Source organism: Candidatus Hydrogenedentota bacterium (assembly GCA_035450225.1).
Taxonomy (GTDB): domain Bacteria; phylum Hydrogenedentota; class Hydrogenedentia; order Hydrogenedentales; family SLHB01; genus DSVR01.
In genome coordinates this window covers 1-21,850 of sequence record DAOTMJ010000045.1, presented here as the reverse complement: position 1 = coordinate 21,850, position 21,850 = coordinate 1, and the positions used below count along the sequence as shown (strand labels likewise).

The 21,850-nt window shown below is 59.0% G+C and carries 18 protein-coding genes; 5 read left to right on the top strand and 13 right to left on the bottom strand.

The genetic code is table 11. The features are described from left to right. The first annotated feature begins 11 nt into the window (after positions 1-11). Positions 12-902, top strand: a complete 891-nt coding sequence (locus P5540_17130; protein HRT66543.1) for a PmoA family protein — start codon at positions 12-14, stop codon at positions 900-902. Between the two features lie 92 nt (positions 903-994). On the opposite strand, the gene P5540_17125 is transcribed toward P5540_17130, so the two are convergent. The 9 genes from P5540_17125 to P5540_17085 all read right to left on the bottom strand — a co-directional run bounded on the left by P5540_17125 (position 995) and on the right by P5540_17085 (position 10,525). Further along, a complete protein-coding gene (locus P5540_17125; GenBank protein ID HRT66542.1) occupies positions 995-1,348 on the bottom strand; it encodes a hypothetical protein in 354 nt (117 codons plus the stop codon). Positions 1,349-1,487: 139 nt separating this feature from the next. Continuing rightward, on the bottom strand, positions 1,488-2,246 hold the full coding sequence (locus tag P5540_17120; GenBank protein HRT66541.1) for a hypothetical protein: 759 nt from the start codon (positions 2,244-2,246) through the stop codon (positions 1,488-1,490). A gap of 6 nt (positions 2,247-2,252) precedes the next feature. Beyond that, entirely contained in the window at positions 2,253-2,705 is a 453-nt protein-coding gene (locus tag P5540_17115) for a biopolymer transporter ExbD (protein ID HRT66540.1), read from the bottom strand. A gap of 5 nt (positions 2,706-2,710) precedes the next feature. Then, on the bottom strand, positions 2,711-3,358 hold the full coding sequence (locus tag P5540_17110) for a MotA/TolQ/ExbB proton channel family protein (GenBank protein ID HRT66539.1): 648 nt from the start codon (positions 3,356-3,358) through the stop codon (positions 2,711-2,713). A gap of 21 nt (positions 3,359-3,379) precedes the next feature. Further along, positions 3,380-4,243 (bottom strand): acetylglutamate kinase, encoded by an 864-nt coding sequence (gene argB, locus P5540_17105; GenBank protein ID HRT66538.1) that lies wholly within the window; start codon positions 4,241-4,243, stop codon positions 3,380-3,382. Between the two features lie 41 nt (positions 4,244-4,284). Next, positions 4,285-5,490 (bottom strand): bifunctional glutamate N-acetyltransferase/amino-acid acetyltransferase ArgJ, encoded by a 1,206-nt coding sequence (gene argJ / locus P5540_17100; protein ID HRT66537.1) that lies wholly within the window; start codon positions 5,488-5,490, stop codon positions 4,285-4,287. Further along, on the bottom strand, positions 5,487-6,500 hold the full coding sequence (argC, locus tag P5540_17095) for an N-acetyl-gamma-glutamyl-phosphate reductase (GenBank protein ID HRT66536.1): 1,014 nt from the start codon (positions 6,498-6,500) through the stop codon (positions 5,487-5,489). Before argC ends, argJ begins: the two co-directional genes overlap by 4 nt. A 94-nt stretch (positions 6,501-6,594) precedes the next feature. Continuing rightward, the gene (gene chrA, locus P5540_17090; GenBank protein HRT66535.1) at positions 6,595-7,785 is read right to left on the bottom strand and encodes a chromate efflux transporter; all 1,191 of its coding nucleotides are present in this window, start codon (positions 7,783-7,785) and stop codon (positions 6,595-6,597) included. Positions 7,786-7,978: 193 nt separating this feature from the next. After that, positions 7,979-10,525 carry a PAS domain S-box protein gene (locus tag P5540_17085; protein ID HRT66534.1) on the bottom strand — a complete coding sequence of 849 codons (2,547 nt, stop codon included), beginning with the start codon at positions 10,523-10,525 and terminating at the stop codon, positions 7,979-7,981. Positions 10,526-10,687: 162 nt separating this feature from the next. On the opposite strand from P5540_17085, the gene P5540_17080 reads away from it, so the two are divergent. Both P5540_17080 and P5540_17075 read left to right on the top strand, forming a co-directional pair. Then, positions 10,688-11,713: a Gfo/Idh/MocA family oxidoreductase gene (locus tag P5540_17080; GenBank protein HRT66533.1), complete on the top strand. Its 1,026-nt coding sequence runs from the start codon at positions 10,688-10,690 to the stop codon at positions 11,711-11,713. A 54-nt stretch (positions 11,714-11,767) separates the two neighbouring features. Then, the gene (locus tag P5540_17075; GenBank protein HRT66532.1) at positions 11,768-14,080 is read left to right on the top strand and encodes an alpha-galactosidase; all 2,313 of its coding nucleotides are present in this window, start codon (positions 11,768-11,770) and stop codon (positions 14,078-14,080) included. Here P5540_17075 and P5540_17070 read toward each other — a convergent pair. Then, positions 14,071-15,201, bottom strand: coding sequence for a hypothetical protein (locus P5540_17070; protein HRT66531.1), 1,131 nt, complete (start codon positions 15,199-15,201; stop codon positions 14,071-14,073). The two genes, P5540_17075 and P5540_17070, sit on opposite strands and share 10 nt — an antisense overlap. A gap of 13 nt (positions 15,202-15,214) precedes the next feature. Beyond that, the gene (locus tag P5540_17065; GenBank protein ID HRT66530.1) at positions 15,215-16,912 is read right to left on the bottom strand and encodes a CoA-transferase; all 1,698 of its coding nucleotides are present in this window, start codon (positions 16,910-16,912) and stop codon (positions 15,215-15,217) included. Positions 16,913-17,056: 144 nt separating this feature from the next. On the opposite strand from P5540_17065, the gene P5540_17060 reads away from it, so the two are divergent. Together P5540_17060 and P5540_17055 are read left to right on the top strand one after the other, a co-directional pair. Beyond that, positions 17,057-18,106 (top strand): Gfo/Idh/MocA family oxidoreductase, encoded by a 1,050-nt coding sequence (locus P5540_17060; protein HRT66529.1) that lies wholly within the window; start codon positions 17,057-17,059, stop codon positions 18,104-18,106. 79 nt (positions 18,107-18,185) lie between these two features. Next, complete coding sequence (locus P5540_17055) at positions 18,186-19,145, top strand: hypothetical protein (protein ID HRT66528.1); 960 nt, start codon at positions 18,186-18,188, stop codon at positions 19,143-19,145. A 34-nt stretch (positions 19,146-19,179) separates the two neighbouring features. Here the strand turns inward: P5540_17055 and P5540_17050 are convergent, their stop codons facing one another. Together P5540_17050 and P5540_17045 are read right to left on the bottom strand one after the other, a co-directional pair. Then, positions 19,180-20,442, bottom strand: coding sequence for a DegT/DnrJ/EryC1/StrS family aminotransferase (locus tag P5540_17050; GenBank protein HRT66527.1), 1,263 nt, complete (start codon positions 20,440-20,442; stop codon positions 19,180-19,182). A gap of 29 nt (positions 20,443-20,471) precedes the next feature. Further along, on the bottom strand, positions 20,472-21,344 hold the full coding sequence (locus tag P5540_17045; GenBank protein HRT66526.1) for a ThuA domain-containing protein: 873 nt from the start codon (positions 21,342-21,344) through the stop codon (positions 20,472-20,474). Positions 21,345-21,850: the final 506 nt, after the last annotated feature.

Genomic DNA, 21,850 nt, shown 5'->3' with positions numbered 1-21,850 from the left:
GAGACTTACGCGTGCGCAAGTTGGCGGTCACATTCTACGGCATCATTCACGGATCGTTGATCAAGGAATGCGCCGTCGTGCCGGAACAGCGCGCGGAACTGTGCATGGAAGGCGACCCGTGGCTGGCGACGGTTTCGACGCCCTACGATCCCTCCGCCCATTCGGATACCTGCAAAGTCTTTACGCATTTGTATAGTCCTTGCGACGGGCTGCCGATTACAAAAGGGGCGGGCGGTTTCGATTCGCATCAGCGTGGCCTGCATATCGGCTGGCGACGCACGGAAGTGGAAGGGCGGAACTTCGACACGTGGCATATGACGGATTGTTCCCAGCGCCATGGCGGATGGCTGGCTGAACCGGGGCATGTGGCCGCCCACGCGTTCATCGTGGATTGGTGCGACGCGGGGGGGCGGCCTTTCCTGCGCGAGTTTCGGTCCGTGTTGTGCCGCCGCGCGCGATATGGCGCGCGCATGTTCGATTTGCAGTCGCGGCTGGCCGCCGTGGACCGTCCTGTCGCCCTGCGCGGGGACCCGCACCATGCCGGTGTCCAGATTCGCCTGGCGAATGAAGTTTGCCGGCGGCCGTGGGGCACCCGGTTCGTGCTGCCGGGCAATGCACAACGCCGGCGCAACGATGTCGTGTACGATGCGCTCTGGGTTTGCTGCCTTTCCACTATTCGAGACAAGCGCCATGCCGTTTTGCACATGACCCATCCCGCCAATCCGGGTCTCGAACATCTAGTCTATGGGATACGCGCCTATGGGCGTTTCGGGGCCTTTTTCGATGCGGATTTGAAGCCCGGGTTTCCCATGCGCATGCGTTTCCGAATCCTGTGGACCGAGGGCGAATTGGACAGAGATGAATGCGAGGCTCTCTATCGCGAGTACACCTCATCCTTCTGAACATTACAAGCCCGGCAAGGCAACGATAATTCCCGCCTTGTGGGCAGGATGAACGATGGGGACCCCATGGACTTGATTCGGCGCCTGATATCTTATCGTCTCCGCCGCGGTCCACGGCGTCGCTGGTGTGGACGTTTACGGTGGGAACTGTCGCGCTGGGGTTCGCGGGGGCTTTCGGGAACCCGGATCGTCTCGGCGGGAATGTAACGGGCGAGTTTGTCTTCGGTCGAGTTGTAACAGTCGCAGCGGGGACACCTTGAAAGCCGTTCGGCCTGCTCGTCAAGGTAGATATATCCGCAAAATGTGCACCGCCAGAGAAACTGTTTGGTTAGGACCGCCTGTATTCTCCGGGAAACGATTTCCGTATGCGTCCAGATGGCAATGGCCAGCGCGCACAGCAGGGCGCTGTAAAAAACGAGCGCGGAGGTAAGCGAAATCTGGATCATGATGATGGCGCCCCTGCTTTTTCGTGATCATCCACGGTCTTTGCCGATGGCCGTTTGCCGTTCCTGTCTTCCTTTCCGGGTGTCGCCAGCGTGAAGAGTCCGGCTTGGGGCGTCATGGGTATGTGCCGCATTGCTTCCCTCATGATCCGCCCTCGACCTCGACGAATAACGTGCCGCGTTGCAAGTGGACGTTTTCAATCGGTTCGAATTGAAAACGGGGAAGCACAGTTTGGAGTTCCGAGACGACGCCGGTGGCGTCTTCGATGGAAGTTTGGACGTTTTCCACTTTTCCTTTTTCGTTGACGCTGAAAATAATCGAAATGGGAGCCGTAGGCCGGGCCGGTTCCAAGCGCCACAGGGAAGCGATCGGAGGAACAAACAGGGCGCGGCGATCCCGTGGATCGGACATCCATTCGACGAACAGCGCAATTCCGGGCGCCGGACATTCCAACCGCACGCGGTTGGGCGTTGTTTGAACGGTTCGGGGCCATGCCCATTGCGAGAGCGCGGGGCCGATTCCGCGCAATTCGCTGGTGAACCGCGCCCATGAATCGGGCGTGTCGGCCTCGCGCGTCTCGAAGAGTTCGCTGAACTGGGAACGAATCTTAAGACTTTCTTCCGGGCTGCGCAAGACCGGCAGGGACGACGCGAGCCGGGGTAGTTCGACGGGTGGCAGCAAGTCGGTATCCGATTCATCGGCCAACGCGAGCAGATTCGGGTACCGATCGGTCGGCATCGGCTGATCGCTGTCCGGGGTTGGGGGTTGGACAAGTCCGATGGTAAATTGCCGTGTTTCGGGTTTTGGCAGAAGAATCACGATCGAAAAAACCGACACCATCGAAAGATGAAACAGGACCGAGACGGCGAGTGCTATGTTAAAAGCGGAAGCGCGCGGCATGGCGCGTTACCGTTGCGGCGGCCCGGCGGGACGGGCGGCAATCGTGCAATGGCGGATGCCGGCATCGTTGACCAGTCCGAGCACTTCGATGAGCCGCGCGCTTTCGATGCGGGCATCGGGCCGGATTACGACGGTGATGTCCGGGCGTTGCGCATGCGCCTCTGCGAGAATGCGCGAAACTTCGTCGAATCCGTCCACCTGTTCCTCATTCACAAAAATCCCGCCCTCATGCGAAAGCGTGATTGACAAGTCTTTTTCCTCGTATGCGGACGGCCCGGCGGCCTCGGCGGTCTTGATGGTCACGGGGAACTGCGTGGCGAAGGTTGTTCCCAGCATGAAGAAAATCAACAGGTTCAGAACGACGTCCATGAGGGCCGTCATATCGATCGTGGCGCGGATCCTGGGCTTCCGATCCTTGCGGAACCGTATGAGGCGTTTATCCGCCGCCGCTTGCATCATGGGGCCTATCCGTCCTCGCCGGTTCGGTGCATTGTCATCAATTCAACGGCTTCCGATGCGCCGACTTCCATTTCAACGATCATGGTGTCCACGCGCGTAACGAAATAATTGTACGCCACCATGGCGGGAATGCCCACAACAAGCCCCGCAAACGTCGTGATCAGGGCATTTCCAATGCCTTCGGCGAGATCGGAAGGGTTTACCATGCCTCGGCGGTTCTCGATGGCCGCGAAGCATTTGATCATCCCTTGGACCGTACCCAGCAGGCCGAGCAACGGCGCGACTTGCGCGCAGGTTCCCAGTCCGGCGAGATAACGTTCGAGACGGGGTATTTCCAGCCGTCCCGCGTCTTCAATGGCCTCGCGGATATCGGTTTTGGTGCGGTTGTGCTTGACCAGGCCCGCTTTTACGATGCGCGCGATGGGCGCACGGGTTTCGTCGCAGGTTTGCAACGCCTCCTGGACGCGATCCTGCCGTAGCGCGGCGCGGATCAGATCCATGAATTCCCGCGTGACGACTGTGATGCGGCGCAGCGTGTAGAAGCGCTCGATCGCGATGGCCAACGCGACGATCGAGCAGACGAAAATCGGCCACATCACCACGCCGCCCCTGCCGATCAATTCGTATGCGGTGTTGTATCCTGCCGGCAACATGGCTTCGAGCCTCCGGTAAGTCTAAAGCGTGACGAGCGTGCCCACGCCCTTGTCCGTAAAAATTTCAAGCAGAAGCGCGTGTGGAACGCGTCCGTCAATGATGTGGGTGCGCGACACGCCGTAATCCAGCGCCTTGATGCATGCATCCACTTTCGGAATCATGCCGCCCGCGATGATTCCCTCGCGCGTCAACTGGGCCACCTCGCCGTGCCGCAGATGGTGAATCAGCGAATCCGGGTCATCCTTGTCGCGCAGCACACCCGGCGTGTCCGTCAGAAAGACAAGTTTTTCGGCCTGAAGCGCCGCGGCCACTTCGCCCGCGGCGGTGTCCGCATTGATGTTCCACGTGCCCCCCTCCGCGTCTGTCGCGAGTGGCGCGACGACGGGAATCATGCCTGCCGCGCAGAGCACGTTGAGGATGCGGGTATGCACATTGACAATCTGGCCGACATGTCCGATATCGGCGCCGTCCTCGAACTCGATCTTTCGCGCGTGCAGCAGATTCGCATCCTTGCCGGAAAGGCCGACGGCCTGTCCGCCGGCTTGGTTGAGCAGCGTGACGATGTCCTTGTTGACCGTTCCGGCCAGGATCATTTCCACGACTTCAATGGCGGCATCGTCGGTTACACGGCGCCCCTGATGGAACTTGGATTCGATGGCCAGCCGTTTCAACATGCCGTTGATGGCCGGTCCGCCGCCGTGTACGACGATCGGATTCATGCCGACATATTTCATCAACACGACATCTTCCGCCGTGCTCTTGCGGATGCGGGGATCCGTCATGGCGCTGCCGCCGTACTTGATAACGACCGTCTTGCCCTCGAACTTCCGAATGTACGGCAACGCCTCGACCAACACCGATGCTTTTTGTATAACCGCTTCCATTTTTCTCCTTCTGTCGTGCCCGCAAGCGCCTCGGGCGGCAACTACGTCCTGTAATCTGCATTGATTTCCACGTAATTGTGGCTCAAATCCGATGTCCAGAATACGGTTTTTCCCGGTCCATTTCCGACTTCCACGCGAATGCGGAATTCCGGCTTGCGCATGCAGGCTGCCGCGTCTTCTTCCTTGTATTCGGCCGGCATCCCGTCGCGCATGACTTGGATATCGTCAATCCACATGCACAGTTTCTCCGGGATGAACGATGCGCCGGAATAGCCTGCGGCGCAGGCGAAACGCCCCCAGTTGGGGTCTTGCCCAAAAAAGGCCGTCTTGCACAGTTGGGATGTCGCGATGGCGCGCGCGATGATCTTTGCGTCGTTGTCGGAAGAGGCGCCATTCACGGCAATTTCGACGAATTTTGTCGCGCCTTCCCCGTCGCGTACCAGCGATTGGGCCATGTGAATGCACACGTCGCGCAATGCGGCGGCAAAGCGCCCGAAGTCGTCCGTGCCCGGCTGTAGAACCGGCGTGCCCGATGCCCCGTTCGCCAAACAGATGACCGAGTCGCTTGTGCTCATGTCGTTGTCCACGCATATTTGATTGAAGGATACCTCGACGGATTCGCGCAGAATCTTGGCGAGCGGCTCCGGTTCGATGGCGGCATCCGTGGTCAACAGGCAGAACATGGTGGCCATGTTGGGCGCAATCATGCCCGCGCCCTTCGCGATGGCGCCCAGCCGCACCGTGCCGCCCGAAAGCGCTAGTTCGACGGCTGTTTCTTTCGGGACGGTATCCGTGGTCATAATGGCGGCGGCGGCATCCGCGCTGCCGTCCGCGCGCAGCGATGCCAGGCATTCCCGCACGCCGTACGCGATACGGTCCATCGGCAACGGGAGGCCAATGACTCCCGTGCTCAACACGCAGATCTCCTCGGATCGTGCGCCGATGCCCTCGGCAACCATTTTTGCCGTTGCCTGGGCATCGGCATAGCCGCGATCGCCCGTGCAGGCGTTCGCATTGCCGCTGTTCGCGAAAATCGCCCGCGCGACGCCGCGCGTGCATACGCTTTCACTCCAGCGCACCGGAGGCGCCTTGAATAGGTTGCGCGTGAATGTGCCGGCCGCTGTCGCCAATCGGTCGCTGACGATGAGCGCGCAATCCTTTTTGGTCGAATTCGGCTTGATGGCCGCAGCGACGCCTGTTGCTTGGAAGCCTTTTGCCGCTGTTACGCCGCCCGGGATGGTCGTCATGGCATCATCCCCGCCAGTTTAAGGCCGGTTGTCTCCGGCAGCCCGAACATGACATTCATGCACTGCACCGCCATGCCTGCCGTGCCGCCGACGAGGTTGTCTATGGCGCTGACGATAATCAGGTTTTTGGTGCGTTTGTCCACGACCCAACCGATATCGCAGAAATTCGAGCCACGCACATAACGGATTTCCGCCGGTTTGCCTTCGCCGAGCACGCGCACGAACGGCTCGTCCGCGTAGCGTTCATAGCAGGCCGCCACATCGAAGATTTCCTTGAGATGCACGGTTATCGTGCTGAGAATTCCGCGTGTATAAGCGCCCACGTGCGGCGTGAACTGCACCGTAAAGGCATTCAGCAGCTCCTGTTCGATTTCCGGCGTATGCTGGTGATTTCCGATACGGTAGGCCTTGACGTTTTCATTCATTTCCGGGAAGTGGAAAGCCTCCGCCACGGCCCGGCCCGCGCCCGAAAGACCCGAAATCGCGTCCACAACGATTGGGACATCCTTGTCAATGGGAGCGTCCACGAGCGGTCGCATCGGCAAGATCACGCTCGCAGGGTAGCAACCGGGCGCCGCCACCAATTGGGCGTCTCGCAATTGATCGCGATAATAGGGAACAAGGCCGTACACCGCTTCCGGCACCCATTGGCCCGCCGTGTGCTCGACCTTGTAGTATTCGGAGTAGAGACGCAGATCCTTGATGCGGAAGTCCGGACCCATGTCCACCGTGCGAACGCCCGCCTCGCGCAATGCCGCGCCCAACGCCATGGACTTCGTGCCCGGCACCGCGATGAACACCACGTCGCACTTCTTCGCCAACGCCGCCGGGTCGAATTTTTCGCATACCACATCCACGAGTTTACCAAAGGCCGGCAACAATTCCTGGATGGATTTTCCTGCCTCGACTTCCGCCGCGGCCACCAGTTTCGCCTCGGGATGCAAATTCAGCAGGCGTATCAATTCACGCCCGCCGTAACCAATGGCGCCTACAAGACCTACACGTATCATGAAATACACCTCCGTGGGATGGATTGGAAACAGCCGGATTATAGTCCGCTGTCGGCAGGGCAATCAAAGAAAGCTCACACATTCGACGAATTTTCTACTGCAGCAGCCACGCGACACCGGCGCCGCCCAGGATGACCCAAGGCACCTTGGCGCGCAGGAGCAAGGCCGCAAACGCCGCCGTTCCGACTGCGGCCAACGATGGATTCCAGGGCACTTCCATGCCGAGCATCGCGGTGGTGGCAAGAAGGAGGCCGACGAAGGATGCCACGGCTCCACGAAGCACGCACCGGACTGCGGGACGGCGGCGCAGGCGGTGGAATTCCGGGGCCAGCGCCAGCAGCACCAGAAACGAGGGAAGGAAGATCCCCATGGTCGCCGCGCAGGCCCCGGCCAGCCCTTCGCGCATGTAGCCCACGAATGTGGCGGTGATGATGATCGGTCCGGGCGTGACTTGGCCCAGTGCGATGCCGTCCATGAATGTCCGCGCGTCCAGCCAATGCCGGGCATCCACCACCTCGTGCAGCATGATGGGGAGGGCGGCGTATCCTCCGCCGAAGGCAAACAGGTCAATCCGCATCATCGTGAAGGCCAGATTGAAAAGCGAGCGGTCCACGAAGAAAAGCACCACCATGCCGGCCAACGCTGCGGACACGACAAGCGCGGCCGCCCGCCATGCGTTTCTCCGTTGCGTAAAGGGCGCGGGCGATCGCGGCGATTCTTCGTCGCCCACACGCCGGTAAAGCCAAAATCCGGCCAAGGCCGCGACGGGGATGGCGATATACGGAACGCCGCCAAGTCCGAGATAGATCGCGACACTGAAGGCCAGCAGTACGTCCTGCCGATACTTCACAAATTCCCGGCCGAAGGACCACGCCGCATGCGCCACCAAGGCCACGACCACAGCCTGCAATCCGTTGAACATTGCAAGAATAGACGGCAAATTGTGTGTCCGGCTGTACACGGCGGACAGGGCGAGCATGAGTAGAAACGCCGGCAGTCCAAAACCCACAAAGGCCGCCAGCGCCCCGCGAATGCCGCCGATGCGCAATCCCAAATACCCCGCCATCTGCATTCCCGTGGCGCCGGGAATCGCCTGGCACAGTCCGATGCCGTCGTCGAATGCCTCAGCCCTTACCCAGCCGCGACTCCGCACGAGATCTTCGCGTAGATGAACGATGATGGCCGGTCCGCCGAACGCCGAGCACCCGAGAATCAAAAAGGTCCGGAATATTTGCCACAGGTTTGGATTCGGCATGGGTCGAATCGGTTGCTGGTTTGTTTGCATGTCCTGGATGATATCATTTTTCCCGCATCCAATTTTGGTATTGCCGGGTAGGGACACCTCTGTCCTGTACTCAATCCGCTCGTATCTGCGTCATCCGCGGAAGGCCATGCGGTCAACCGAGGACGCGGCTATTCGTAGATGCTGAAAAGATGAATGGGGAATCAACGCAAGCCCGATTTCAGCCAGCCGCTTGTCACGCCTCGACGGTTTGCCGTTTGGGGAGACGCACCACAAATCGCGTGTTCGAGGACGCGGCGTCCAAGAACAAGTCGCCGTGGTGGTTTTCGACCATCCGGCGCGAAATGCTCAAACCAAGACCGATGCCTCCGATGGTCTGTTTCGTGGTAAAGAAGGGAATAAAAGCCATTTCCTGAATGTCTCTGCCCAAGCCGTGTCCACTGTCGGTTATGGCAAATCGAATAGTCGTCCCTTCATCTTCGACGTCGAGCCGTATCCATTTTTCCGGCAATTCTTTGACGGCGTCGTAGGCATTGTTGATCAGGTTGAGCAGCACTTGGCCCAATTGGGCAGAGCGGCATTCAATATGGAGTTCATTCGGTATGGGCGACACCGTCAGTGTGATGCCGGCGTCTCTACAACGCGCCATGCACACTTCCAGTGTTTCTGTGACGATGGTGGCGACTGATTCCCGCACGAATGCGTCGGACGAGCCGTCCCTGGACAAATTCCGCAGTCCTTGGACAATATGTTGAACGCGCTTGACATTGCGCACGATGGTCTTGGTCACGTTTGCCCGGTATTCGTTTGAAAGGCGGGGATCGTCGAGACTTCGTTCGAGTTGTTCGGCGCCGACCGAAATAATGGCCATGGGATTGTTTATCTCGTGCGCGATGCCGCTTGCCATCGTGCCCAAGGCCGACAGGCGCGCCGCGTTCAGCATGAGCAACTGCTGTTCCAGGATCAGGCGCTGCGCCTTTACGCGTTCGGTGATGTCGTTTCCGATGCAAAGGATTTCTTTTATGCGGCCGTTTTCGTCGCGGATCGGCCGGTTGGTCCACGATATCCAGACGATGTCCCCGTTTTTCCGGCAGTTTTCGTTTTCATTGCACAGATACTGTTCCGGGTGTTCCCCGATACCCTTTATCATTGCCTCGTGGGCGCGCCCGTCGGAATCTTCCGGGCGCAGGATGGTTCCGATGACATTGCGTCCGATGATTTCCTCCTCGGTGTACCCGAAAAATTCCTGCGCGAAATGATTGAAGAAAAGGATGTTGCCGTTCACGTCCATGCGCATGATGACGCTGTTGGCGCTTTCGACCAGTTCGCGGTATTTCGCCTCGCTTTCGCGAAGAGCCTCCTCGGCTTTTTTACGGCGATCAATATCGCGCGTGATGCCCTGAAATCCGAGCAATTGGCCTTCCGAATCGAACAGGGGCGCCGACACCGTTTCGGTCCAAATTAGGGTTCCGTCCTTTCGGATTTGCTCCAGTTCATAGGTCGCGCTTCCCGGATTGATTCCCTGTTCCATGAGTTTCAAACGCTCGCTGAATTGCGCCTTGAACGAGGCAAGCGACCGCGGGGTTATAAATTCCAAAACGGATCGCCCAATGACTTCTTCCGCTTTGTATCCCCGCTGCCGTTCGTCCGCCGGGCTGACATACGCCGCGCGCAGATCGGGTGTCAACTGCCAAAAAACATCGTCCACGCTTTCTATCATGAACCGGAGGGATTCCTCGCTTTCTTTCAGCGCCTCCTCGGCCTGCTTGCGTTCCGTGATGTCGCGGCCCACCGACTGGGTTTCGATCAGGCGTCCCGTTTTATCGAAGAAGCCCCGGTTGACAAACTGCATCCAGCGGATTTCCCCCGTGCCGGCATAGACACGGTTTTCGATAACAACGACGGGGTTGTCCGGCGACATCTTTCCGAGTTGCTCTTCGATGATCGGACGGTCATCCTCATGCGCCAGGGGTTGCCAGGGTTTTTCAATCAGATCGTTTCTTGTTTTATTGAAAAAGCGGCAAAAAACGTCGTTCACAAACACGAATGTGCCATCGGGCCGGAACCGGCTGATGATTTCCGTCTGATCCTCCAAGACAGTCCGGTAGCGTTGCTCGCTGTCGCGCAAAGCCGTTTCGATGAGGCGGCGTTCGGCGATTTCTTGTTCCAATTGCCGGTTGATCCGCATCAGTTCGGCGGTGCGTTCGGCCACGCGATTTTCAAGTTGTGCTCGCGTCTGCTCAAGCTCCTCGAACGCTTTCCGTTTTTCCTCCATCTGGACACGGAGCGTTTCCTGTTCGACTTGGAGCCGTTGCTTGGCCCGGTGGGTTTCATACACTCCCCAGAAGAGGCCGCCGATGAACAATACAATGCCGGTGCTCATGAGCGGTTCCTTGACCAGATGGAACGGCCTCACGACCGGACGCACATTGCCGCCGAAAGATGAGATGCCATCCATGACATTGATGATCTGGCCGGCCAAGATAAGGGCGATGCCGATGGCCGCCAGAAAAGTGATCGGCCGTACGGCATACACGACGGACAAGACAAACGTGGTCCCAATGCCCAACAGAAGTAGACTGAAAAAAGTAATGGTATCGGCGATAAAAAAACTATACCAGCCTTGGTAAAAGCCCACACGGCCCAGTAAATGAAGGGAAAGAACCAGCGACAGTGAAATGACGACATACCACGCGACGCGCGGCGGCAAATCATATTTTGTCGCCGGAGATGCCCCTTGATCGGCTTCCGCCTTCTCCGGTTCGTTCCCGTCACGCCTCATGAAATACCCCTGCCCTGTTCGGGCCGTTGCTCCCTGCTCCTATCTTTCCCATGTGCCGGTTTCATTGTACTACTTTCTCGCCAAAATTGAAAGACCCCTGTTTGAACTACTGCGTAAAGCGTCGTAGACTATATTCCGCCAAGTGCGAGAGGAGAAGCGCCGATGTCGGAAACGAAGAAGTTTCGCGTGGGGGTTATCGGGGTGGGTTCGATTGCGCAGGCGTGCCACCTGCCGGGTTATCTCAAAGATGATCGGGCGCAATTGGTGGCTTTCGCCGACCCCGAACCGGAGCGCCACAAGGAGATGGCGCTGTCCTATGGCGAGATGCGGGGCTATGCGCATTACCGCGACATGCTTGCCCGGGAAAAACTCGATGTCGTCAGCGTGTGCACGCCGAACAAGTATCATGCCGAAGCCGTAATCGCCGCGCTGGAGGCGAAATGCCATGTCTTGTGCGAAAAGCCCATTTCAACGACGCTGCAAGAGGCCGACCTGATGATCGCCGCCGCGAGAAAAGTCCGGCGCAAACTGATGATTGGCTTCACGCACCGGCTTTTCAATGGCCCGAAGAAATGCAAGGAACTACTCGAGGAGAAGACGCTGGGAAAACCGTTCATGATCCGCGTGCGGTTTGCGCATGGGGGGCCGTTTCCCGGCTGGGCCAAGAGTGATTGGTTTTACCAGAAGAATCTGGCGGCAGGCGGCGCGATGCTGGACATGGGCATTCATGCGATTGATTTATGCCTGTGGCTTTTCGGCCCGATCGTGGCCGTAAGCGCCAAGGCGGCGACGCTCGTCAAGAAAATCGAAGTGGATGACAATGCGTTGTTGCTGCTCGAATTCAAGAGCGGCGCGCTCGGATACATCGAAGTGGGCTGGACCAGCCGTCCCGGATTCAGCGGCCTTGAAATCTACGGGACCGAGGGATCCATCATCTGCGACTACACGCGGGGCGTGTATCTGGTGGGGGGCAAGGCATCGGCGGGGCGCGACGGCAAACACGAATGGAAAACGCTGGACAAATCGCCCACGGAAGGGGGATGGTCCACGGAGATGGGCTACTGGCTCGATGTGGTCACGGGGGTGGAAAAACTGACCATGGACGGCAGGGCCGGACGGGATGCGTTGGAAGTGGCGCTGGCGGCCTACAAGTCGAGCCAGACCGCCAAGCGCGTCACCATCGAATAAGCCGCCTGCAACCTTTCGCGCGGCGCGGGTATATCATTGAGAAGGAGGGTTGCCATGATTCGCGGGCTATTTGTTTCGATTGGCCTTTCCGTGCTGGTTCTTGTTCCGGATACTGCGTTGGCGCAACGCGAGCCAAGGGCTTTCCGAACCATCAACACGGATCAATACGAGGTGGCCGTTCACAAGAATGGCCTGATTGACATTCGGGTGAACCGGATCGAAACCATTGCCACCGGTCTGTATCCGATGATCTGGATTGAGGGGGAGGCCGCGCCGAAACCTTTTCCCGTTGATGCGCGATACAGCAACCGCGCTCCCGTGAACAACCGCCTTGGAGAAGGACAGGGGATGTGGTTCAAGAAGGGGACGCTGGATTGGATTGTGGAGACGTACCCCACAAAACCTTTCATGACGATTCAAGTGGCGTTCGAAAACACAACCAAAAAGCCCGTGACGATCAAGGCGCTGATTCCATGGGCGCTTGGAGGCGAGAAAAAGGGTTCGCTCAATCTGGGGTTGGGTTCCGGCGGGTCCGTTATTCTTGAAAACGGCCGCCATCTGGGTTTGACCGACGAAGTTCCCCAAGTCGTCGCCGGGAAGACGCAATGTCTAAGCAATTGCACGGCCTTCAATCCGACCAGCGGATTGTCGTTGACGGCGGGTTTTCTGACCATGCGGCATGCGTACGGACGAATCATGCTTGAATTGGATGACGATCCGACGAGGGCCGTCATGCGCGCCGACTGTATATTTGATCCGCCGATCGAGGTTCCGCCCGGAAAGCGCCTCGAATCGGAGATTTTTTATGTGGCCCTTACTGAACGAAACCCCTTCGACGGGTTGGAGCATTTCGGGCAGGCCGTCGGCGCGTTCAACGATGCCGGCCCGCAAGGTTTTCGGTTGCCGCACGGTTGGGATTCATGGAACACCGCCCTCAAGAGCGACATCAACGAATCGAACATTTTGGCGGCGTTGGATGTGTTCGATCGCGATTTGAAACGTTACGGTTGGACGCATTTTGCGATTGGGGGCGGTTGGCAGCAGGCCACGGGAACTTGGGAACCGGATTCCGCGAAGTTTCCGCATGGCATGAAATGGCTGGCCGACCAGATCCATTCGCGAAAAATGACGGCCGGCCTTTGGTTGGATCCGTTTACCGCCCATGTAAACAGCGCCGTTGCGCGGGAACATCCGGATTGGTTGCGCCAACCGGCCGAGGCGTACCGTTCCATGCTGGACCCGGATGATCGCATCATAGATGTGACAATCCCCGAGGCGTACGCGTGGGTGCGGGATCTGGCTGCGCGCGTCGGGAACGATTGGGGATTCGACACGTTGCAACAGGGCGATTTTGCATGCCGGTTGCTGTATGCGGATCGGTACGCCGCGGTGGGTGTTACGCGCGTGGATGTGTTTCGGATGGGCGTGCAAGCCTTGCGCGAAGGGCTAGGCGGGGAATCGTTGATTACCTCTTTTTCCCCGGCGCAGGTCACGGCGCCGGTTTGGCGCCGGGAGACAGGCCGGAAACCTTGGGGATGTGTCGAGGCGATGACGAACGCCGCCCGGCGCTATTATTTTGCGCCGCATTGTTGGATAGCCGACACGGACTGTTCCTATTTTGGGATTGATTCCACACGGGAACGGTGGAGTGTGGGCCATAGACCTCCCTTGTCCGCCGAACAGGCGCAGGCATGGCTGACGGCCGCCGCCCTGACCGGCGGCGTGATCAAAATGGGCGATTGGCCTCCGGACCTCGACGCCGGACAGCGCGCCCTTTTGACACGGCTTCTGCCCACCATTGGCCGCTCTGCGCGCCCTGTCGATCTCTTTGAAGGCAAAACGCCTGCGATTTGGTCGCTTCCGATTCAATGCGCCGTGGGATCATGGCATGTCGTCGCCGTATTCAACTGGAACGATGCCGCCCCTGCCAAGATTCCCCTCGATTTCACAAACCTGGGTCTCAATTTCAACCGCTACTATACCGTCTATGATTTCTGGCGCGACAAGTTCTATGGCCTCGCCAAGGGGAGGCTGATGCTCGACATGCCGCCGGGCAGCGTTCGGCTGCTGGGTCTGCGAGCCTATGAGGGCCGACCGATGTTTCTCGCCACGGATCGGCATTTCACTCAAGGGGCCACCGATTTCACCCGCCTCGAATGGAATGCGCAAACCCGCCTCTTGTCGGGAACATTTACCGGCATCGCGGAGACGGATTATAACCTGCGTATTTTTGTGCCGGACGAATATGCGGTGAAATCGTCCTATTGTTCGGCGGAAGCGCCCAAAACGGAACAGGACGGGAAAGTTTACAAACTCGGTTTTCGCTGTATCGAATCAGCACCGGTCAACTGGAACGTTCAGTTCTGAACCGCAAGGCGGTGGATTTCCCACGCGATCGCGCCGTTTATCAGGCCCGACGCGGCGAGCAAGGGCACGTCGTAGCCTTCGAGGGGCACGCAGGCGTCGGGCCAATCCCACATGGGATCAATCCATATAACGCCGCGATCATGAGCAAAATCGCGTTCGTGCCGGAGCGCCGTGAAAGCGACACGGGCGCCGGCCGGCCGTGCCTTGCGGAGGAGATCGTCCGGCGGCTGCTGGTATCCGATGAGCACAATCATGTCGCCGGGACGATAAACGTCATCGGGTTTCGGCGACGTGCGGAATCCCGCGTTCCACACGTCCGAATGAAACAGTTTTCCGATGTCTGTTTTACCCACTTCGTCCGGAAACAGGTGGCCCATGCTGTACATGAACAATTGTGCGCCCCGCTTTCTCGCCGCTCGGCACCATGCGCCTGTTTTGTCGAGTTGGCGGCGTTGTTCGCGATCCACGCGATCCAGCATGGCCTTGATTGTGTTGATATAGCGGTTGGCGATGACACCCGCTGCCACGGGGGGGACTTCTTTATCGTCGTGAAAGGCAATATCGCCGTTCTTGTACTGCGTGATGCGCGGGATGCCGCTGTATGAGCCGATACTTTCGTAAATGACCGGCATTTTGCCGAGCCGGGTCAACGCGGCGATCGTTTCGCCGGTAAAAATCCATGCGGGAATGGCGTTTGCCAGCGTGGGGGAGATGCCTGCCTCTTCGGCATGATTCGGAAAAAACGGCCATTGATCATGAACCGGCCTTGAACCGAAGGTCACTACAAGCGCCTGCGTGTTTTTCAGGGGGTCAGGCATGCCGGCGCCGATTTCGGGCGTGTACAAAACCACATCGGCGGGATCAGGCGGCTCGCTTCCCAGTGCGCGAATCATCATAAAGCCGCCGGCGCGTCCGCTGATTTCGCTGACGAGCGAGGGCTGGCCCGCCGCCCATAGTTTCCCTCCGTTGGCCAGAGCGGCGGCGGCCCGTTCGGCAACCGGCTGCATGGCGGATAGGTCGCCCCGGGCACATTCGATCGCATGCGCCACGCGCGCCAGATACGAACCGTTGATCGGGGCGGCCATGGCCGCACTCATTATGCCGATAATCGCCGTCATCATGCGCGGAAACCCTTTACTTGAAAGACAGTCGGAACCCTTTTCCCGAAACGACTATCGGATCCACCGTGGGAACATCGCCCGATTCGGGCAATAGAATCCGCATGGGGGAAAAATCCAGAATATCTTTCCTGATGTCAATGCCGGGCACGATACGCACCAGTTCCATACCGCGCGGCGTCAACTGGAAAATGCCCACATTGGACACGTAAAGCACTTTCTTGCCCGTGGCAAGCGCTTGGCGTCCACTGAAGGTAATTTCGTCCACATTGGCGATGAATTTCGGCTTGCCGTATTCGACGATGCGCAGGGCATTGCCTTCCAGACGAATCTTTCCACCCAGCATCCAACTACTGACGAAGATAATCGTCCGCGCCGCGGTCGTGAAGTCAATGAATCCCCCCGGTCCGACGTAATTGATTGCGCCCTCGCCGCGTTTGGAAACGTTGACGTTTCCATCGCTGTCACATTGCAGCATCCCCAGGATGCTCACATCCAGGCTTTCGTAGCACCGATGGAAAATTTCCGCGCTGGTAATCATCTTTTTGGGACATATCGCAGCGCCGAAAAAGACGCCCGGCGCTGGCAATCCACCAATGACGCCGCTTTCCGTAAACAGGGTGATGTCCTCGTAGAGTCCCGCCTCGTACAGCAGCCGGCAAACTTCTTCCGGCAGGCCGACGCCGATGTTGACCAGGCTGCCCCGGCGAACGTTTTCCGCGAAAGCCGTCGCGGCCAAGCGCGCAAGCGAATCGTCCACCGCTGTGCGTCTCGGCGTGATGCGCAGAGTTTCGTTGGCGTACTTGAGTTTGGCAACGCTTTCCGCGATCGGCATGTCGCTTTCGGTAGTGAACATCGGCCAGTGTTTGCGATGTTTGACGGAACCCGTCTGTTCCGTGCGGGGGTAGACAACGACCGCGTCCACATCCGATGCCGGCAGAAAGATATCGTCCGAATTTTTTTCGACGACGTACCCGACATTGACGATAACCAATCCACCGTTTGCCCGCGCGGCCTTTGCAATTTCGCGACTCTCCGCGAGCATGGCCGTGTGCCTCATGTAGATATTGCCTTCGCGGTCCGCCGATGGCGCGTTGAACATCGCGACCGTTATCGGGGGAAGCCGGTAGCGCAATTTGCCGTTTTCAACCGCAACCCATTGTTCCCCGGCGGGCGGTCTTACGGGCGATCCGCGCCCCACGCGCGGATCCATGAATGTGCCGATGCCGGTGCTTGTCAACAGGGATGTTTCCCCGTGGCCTTGGCCCTCGATGAGGAACGCCATGACCCCTTGGGGAATGCATTGGAGTTCCAGTTTTCCTTGGTCTGCCAGACGAAGCATCGCCTTGAAGGTTTCGAGATGTCCGCTGAAAAAACGCGTGCATAAGCCGGGAAGGCCGAGTTCTTCCAGCGAGCCCGGCGCGCGGCCCCGAGCGCCCATGCCCCCAATCGCCATGACGGTCAAATCGCGCGGGTGGCCCGTTTCCTGAAACAATTCCCGAATGGACCAATACAGGATGGACGCCCATTGATTGGCGCCCAAACCCGAAGCGGCCACGACGGCGCCGTCGGGGATCAATTTGACGGCGTCACGCGGTCCCATGAATTTCGGATTGTCGGGAATCGTGAACCGATAATGCGTGTCGCGCCGGTTCCATGTCAGCCGCCATTTGAGAACGTGATACAATACGGAAATCTTGGAAAATAGTGTCATGAGGGGTACTTCCTCTTTGAATCCGTGACGTAAGATAGCCGCTTCAAGACCGAAAAGCAAGAGATATCGGCGCGGCCACTTTACATGGCCGATTCCGTTGCGCTACCGTACCCGTCAAACCGGAACGAAAAAAAGGATCGAAGTATGAAAGCGCCTGTCGGGATTGGGGTATTGAGTTTTGCGCATGGCCATGTCGGTGCGTATGTGGACGTGATGAAGAATTTTGCCGATGTGAGGCTGGTGTCGGCATACGACGACAATGAACAACGGGGCAAGGGGGTGTGTGACAATGCGGGGATGCGCTACACGCCGCATGTCGAAGATGTCTTGGACGATCCGAATGTGCAGGCGGTCATGGTGGGCAGCGAGACATGCCGGCACGCAGAATTGTGCATCGCGGCGGCGCGGGCCGGAAAGCACATCCTCTGCCAGAAGCCTATGGCCCTCTCGCTCGAGGATTGCGACCGCATGATCGCGGCGGCGGAAAAAGCGGGCGTGATGCTTGCCGTGGCCTTCCAGATGCGTCACGACCCGGCCAACATCCGGATGCGCGAGATTGTCCAGTCGGGCGAATTGGGCCGTATCGCAGTCATTCGCCGCCGCCACTGCATCGGCGTGCTGCTCATGGAATCGTTCGTCAACGGGCCGACGCATTGGCATATCGAGGCCGACAAGAACATGGGCATGTTCATGGACGACGCGACGCATCCCGCCGACTGGTTCCACTGGATGCTCGGCAAGCCCGTCAGCGTGATAGCCGAAATTGACAATGTAATCACCCATGTCGCGCCCGACGACAACGGTGTGGCCGTGTTCCGTTTCGCACAGGGGGAAATGGGGATCGTTTTCAACAGTTCGACGGTCATGGCGTCGGAAAACACGACCGAAATCTACGGGGAGAAAGGCTGCGTGATCCAAAATTACGGGGACGCGCCGTCGTGCGACACGCGGCTGCCTGGCGGGATAGCCGTCAAGATGTTCAAGTACGGCGAGGGCAAGTGGCAGGACCTCGGCGTTCCGATTCCTCCCGGCCACGGTTGCCGGATTCAAGCCGTGCCGAGGCCTTGGGTGGACAGTCTTGTGAACGAGACCCCGCCGGCCGCGACGGGACACGACGGCCGCGTGGCCGTCGAAATGATCCTCGGCGCCTACAAGGCGGCGCGTGAAGGCCGCCGGGTAACGTTTCCGTTATGAAAGGATCCATGACGGGATTGCGGGCTGTTTGTCGTCGGCGACGTGAAGCGTTGATGCCCGACATGGGGAAAAAGGCAGTATGAAGGAATTCGATCTCGACACGATGGTGGATGTGGGTTGCGCCACGATCTTGGAAGTGCAGCAGAAGATCCAGGGCATGGTGATAGACAATCCGGCCCGGGCGCTGGATCCGGTCATTGTCGGTGCGCGGAAAAAGGCTGCGTTGCGCGTGGATGTCTTCGCGGAGGATTACACCGAGGCCGAACTGCGCAAGAAATTGAGGAAATACCGCCCCCGCGTGATCGGGGAAGAGAGTCTTTTGAAGGAGGATCTCGATCTATCGCGCGAGGATCGACTGGTCGTGCTGCTCGACATGCTCGATGGCACGGATTTGCTCGAGCGGGGCTTGTCCAACTGGTGTTCGGCGATGGTGTTCTATTATCCGCCCGAATGCAGGATTCTGGCGTCGTTCGTCGGCATTCCGAACGATGCCGTCTACTTTGCAATCGAGGATCGATCGGCGCCGGTGCGGAAATTTCTCTGGCATGTCCGCCGCGGTCAGCCGCGCGTCATTGACGTGACCGGCCCGTCGTCTGTCACGGCCTTGCAGGAAGCCTCGCTGTCGTTCTACGGCCAGCAGCCCGCCAATTTCATGTCCGTTGCGGGAAACAGGCGTTTTGCTGCGAAACTGGCTGAATTCGAAACCGTCAAGGACGACTCATTCAAGCGCATGCGCATCTATAATTTGGCGGGCAATCCAATGATGATGAAACTCATTGACGGATCCAAACGCATTGACGCCGTGTTCGATTTGCTGGGCCAATTACCGCACGACATGGCGCCCGGCGCCTATATCGCCCGCCGAGCCGGCGCAATCCTGTGCGGCCTCGACGGGCGGCCCATTCTGGAAGAAGATCTTGCGCGCATGTTGATAAAACCCGCGCACGGGGCATCGAAAAGGCCGTATCTGCTGGCCGCCACCGAGGGATTGAAAAACGAATTTCTCGCCCTCTTCGGAACGGATGCGTGCCGGGACTGAGAAGTCCCGATCCTTTTTTTGCATCAATGGTGTGTTATGCGCCGGCCGCTTCGCGCAAGGCCCGCAGGACGGCCTGCGCGGCGCCGGGGGCCGGATCGCTGAGCACCGGCAGGAAAATCGTCCGGGCCATCGCGCGTTCGGCATTCGGGAAATCGCCGGGGCGGTATCCGGTGTAGCCCTCGTTCGCACACAAGGGACCGCGATTGCGCGTAAAAATATCGAAGCCTTTGGCAAACAGCGGCAAGTCGTGCAGGTTCGGATACGGCGAAAGCGACGCGCCCACGCCAAGCGCCTTGATTCGCTCGACGTAGTCCGCGGTGGACAGACCCCCCATGGCCTCCGGCTCGTGAATGATTGGGAATCCATAAAAACCGCCGCGCTCGGCGCCCTCGTGGACCGTGATGGGGCGCAATCCCGGAATCGAATCCAGTCCGGCCTCCACTTCGGCGAAATACGCCGCGCGGCGCCGGTTCAATTCCGGCAGTTTTTTCAATTGGACCGCCGCGATGCCGATGCCCAGGGGATGCGCCCGGAACTTCATGCCCAGCCCAAGCGGTTGAAGTTCCGCATATTTTGCCCCGACCAAATCAATGCCCGCGATGCGGTTGACCTGTCCGACAAGGCATGCCCGCTCGAACACATCGAGGTCGTCCGTGGCGATCATGCCCCCTTCCCCTGCGCTGACCGCCTTCGAGCCCTGCAAACTCCATGCGCCAACATGGCCGATCGCGCCGCACATGCGCCCTTTGTACTTTGCGCCGTGCGCGTGGGAACAATCTTCGACCACGGCGACGCCCGTCTCCCGCGAAACGGCCATGATCGCGTCCATGTCGCAGACGTTTCCCCAAAGATGCACGGCGCACAGGCAACGCGTCCGCGGTGTTATTTTCCGTTTCATGTCGGCCGGATCGATCAGAAGCGTATCCGGATTGATGTCGCAGAAAACGGGCCGCGCGCCCAGCAGCAGGGCCGGCGCGATGCTGCAAATCCAAGTATTGACGGGACAAACGACCTCGTCGCCCGGCCCGACTCCCAGTCCGAAATACGCCGAGTACAAGGCCGATGTGCCGTTCACCACCGACACGGCGAACTTCGTGCCCATCCACGCCCGCCACGCCTGTTCGAATTCGCGCACCACGGGCGTTCCGCCCGAAAGCTCGTTTCGACGAACCATGTCGGCGGCCATCGCGGCCTCGTCCTCGCCGATTTGCCGCCACCGGTCAAGCTCGCCCGCCGCCCGCGCCGTCTGCACGAACGCACGCGGACCGCCCGGATTGACTTCCACGTCGAGCGCCATGTTCTTTTCCGATCGCGTGATGTGAACCGCTATTTTTTAGCGGCGTCTTCCTTTGGCACGACCTTGTCGAAATTGGGCTCCGTGCCGTCCGTTCCTTCTTCCATCAACCACATGGCCGCGTCCACGATACTTGCCTGGAACGTCGGATTTTCCCAAAGATCCTCGCGATGGCCGAGGGCGCTGAAATACACCTTGCCCTTGCCCAGCGCGCTGCACCAAATCACCGGATACGGCGCAATGCGATACGCCGCCTGTTTTGCCCCTGCCTCGCCCGGGTCCAGCAACGCCAGCACATGCATCGTTTCCGTGTTGAAATTTTTGAACAGATACCACTCCTCCTCGAAACTCCAATCCGCCGGAATGCTCGCCATCGCCGGATGCGCCGGATCCACAATCTTCAGCGTGCCCTTGAACTGCGCGCCGTGCGTGACGAATTCGGCGCCCACCATCTTCAAATAGGGCGTCACCTCGCCGCCGGCCGGCGTGTGAAACGTGTCCGACGCGGAATGAAAACCCATGAAACGCCCGCCGTTCCGGACCCACTCCACCAGTTCGGCCTGGCCCTTTTCACCCATCGGCGCGCCGCCGTCCTTGCTGGGGCGCGTCAAGTCGCCCTGCGTGTAAAAACACACCAGATCGTAGTTCTTGAGATTGTCCGCATTGATCAGGCTCGCATCCTTCGTGCTGGTGAAAGGCGACCCGTTTTCCCGCGCAAGCCGCCCGAGAATCGTTTCCGCCAGACTCGGCTGATCGCCCTTGACGGCCACCGGGCTGTGCTCGAACCCTTCCGACTTACTCAAGAACAAAATCCGCGGCGGCGTGATATCCTGCGCCACGGCCACGAAAGCCACACCCAAGAGAACCGCTGTCGCCCATGCCGTCCATACAACCATTCGACACATCGTCCTTTCCTCCCATGCGTTTTCCATCGCGTTGTCCAACCGGCGTAGCATACCCTCCCCCGCGGCGCGGGTCAATTCGCCGCTCTCTTTCCCCTGTGCTTACTGCATCCTTAAGCCGCACGCAAGGAACGCGGCAAGGATGCTGTGTTTACAATAGAAGCGGCCTGTTGCCGCTTTTCCGTTTGTTGGAGGGCGTGCGATTTCGTCATGTGGCGCCGAATTCCGATTGGGCCCACAGGGTATGCGCAATCGGGTGTGGCAGGAAAAGCGGAGCAATGAATGGGCGCGCCTCACGGAAAAAATAAAGGACGCCTCACTGGGAGGCGCCCAGGGCATCCCGTAGGATGGCGCCCGCGGATCGAAAGATCCTTACTATGATTTGAAGGTCAATCGCCGCTCAGGTATACTAAACTATATTATAAACATTCCTTCCGGGAATGTCAAGTTTTTGGTTTTCCCGTAATCCCCGGCTAAGGAAGCGATTGGGGCGGGTCATGTCAAATTGA

Bases quoted from the DNA above. Each gene is read 5' to 3' on its own strand.
- P5540_17120 (HRT66541.1), bottom strand. From the start codon at position 2,246: ATGCCGCGCGCTTCCGCTTTTAACATAGCACTCGCCGTCTCGGTCCTG.
- argB (HRT66538.1), bottom strand. From the start codon at position 4,243: ATGGAAGCGGTTATACAAAAAGCATCGGTGTTGGTCGAGGCGTTGCCG.
- argC (HRT66536.1), bottom strand. From the start codon at position 6,500: ATGATACGTGTAGGTCTTGTAGGCGCCATTGGTTACGGCGGGCGTGAA.
- P5540_17085 (HRT66534.1), bottom strand. From the start codon at position 10,525: ATGAGGCGTGACGGGAACGAACCGGAGAAGGCGGAAGCCGATCAAGGG.
- P5540_17045 (HRT66526.1), bottom strand. From the start codon at position 21,344: ATGTGTCGAATGGTTGTATGGACGGCATGGGCGACAGCGGTTCTCTTG.
- P5540_17050 (HRT66527.1), bottom strand. From the start codon at position 20,442: ATGGCGCTCGACGTGGAAGTCAATCCGGGCGGTCCGCGTGCGTTCGTG.
- P5540_17075 (HRT66532.1), top strand. From the start codon at position 11,768: ATGATTCGCGGGCTATTTGTTTCGATTGGCCTTTCCGTGCTGGTTCTT.
- P5540_17080 (HRT66533.1), top strand. From the start codon at position 10,688: ATGTCGGAAACGAAGAAGTTTCGCGTGGGGGTTATCGGGGTGGGTTCG.
- P5540_17055 (HRT66528.1), top strand. From the start codon at position 18,186: ATGAAGGAATTCGATCTCGACACGATGGTGGATGTGGGTTGCGCCACG.
- P5540_17065 (HRT66530.1), bottom strand. From the start codon at position 16,912: ATGACACTATTTTCCAAGATTTCCGTATTGTATCACGTTCTCAAATGG.
- P5540_17070 (HRT66531.1), bottom strand. From the start codon at position 15,201: ATGATGACGGCGATTATCGGCATAATGAGTGCGGCCATGGCCGCCCCG.
- P5540_17115 (HRT66540.1), bottom strand. From the start codon at position 2,705: ATGATGCAAGCGGCGGCGGATAAACGCCTCATACGGTTCCGCAAGGAT.
- argJ (HRT66537.1), bottom strand. From the start codon at position 5,490: ATGACGACCATCCCGGGCGGCGTAACAGCGGCAAAAGGCTTCCAAGCA.
- P5540_17060 (HRT66529.1), top strand. From the start codon at position 17,057: ATGAAAGCGCCTGTCGGGATTGGGGTATTGAGTTTTGCGCATGGCCAT.
- P5540_17125 (HRT66542.1), bottom strand. From the start codon at position 1,348: ATGATCCAGATTTCGCTTACCTCCGCGCTCGTTTTTTACAGCGCCCTG.
- P5540_17110 (HRT66539.1), bottom strand. From the start codon at position 3,358: ATGTTGCCGGCAGGATACAACACCGCATACGAATTGATCGGCAGGGGC.
- chrA (HRT66535.1), bottom strand. From the start codon at position 7,785: ATGCAAACAAACCAGCAACCGATTCGACCCATGCCGAATCCAAACCTG.